Source organism: Pseudomonas laurentiana, assembly GCF_014648275.1.
GTDB classification, from domain to species: Bacteria; Pseudomonadota; Gammaproteobacteria; order Pseudomonadales; family Pseudomonadaceae; genus Aquipseudomonas; species Aquipseudomonas laurentiana.
The window spans coordinates 1-516 of sequence record NZ_BMQU01000207.1 but is presented as its reverse complement, the minus strand read 5'-3'; the positions used below and the strand labels follow the sequence as shown (position 1 = coordinate 516).

1 protein-coding gene is annotated in these 516 nt (G+C 43.0%); it reads left to right on the top strand.

The features are described 5' to 3' along the window. Positions 1-516, top strand: a 516-nt coding sequence (locus tag IE038_RS24675) for a hypothetical protein (protein ID WP_229775754.1), incomplete at both ends; no start/stop codon positions are given.

The window sequence follows — 516 nt, the reverse complement described above, 5'->3', positions numbered from 1 at the left end:
GTACAGACTCCGGGGAATATGAGTATGAATCTCTTTCAGAAGCTACAACTGAAAAAGACATTGATCAAATCCATGTCTTTGAAAACCTACTCGAAGTGGGGGAAACGTCTGGGGTGATGTTTGACAAGTTTCGATCCACTAATGTTCTCGCGTCCTCAGTTGACGACGTTAGTTCTCTTAGGAATTCGAACGCACCTATGGACGAAATCGCTTTAGGCCTCGACTTGCTAGTCCACGCATTTGATGACAATACCGTGAACGCACTCGAACCCGCCACTACTCTTTCACTCACACATCCTGAGCTTATAGACTGGAATTCTACTACAACCAATGAAGTCCTAACATTCCAGAATGATTACGCTCTCGCTTTCTATCTTAACGTTGTCGAACCTGTAACGTCATCCACCAGTGAACACAGTGTTAACATGACTGAAGCTGACATCAAATATCTCAGTCACAAAATTAAAAAGAAGAAAAATAGGAGGTCCGATGCTGAAAACCACATTGTGGCAGTAT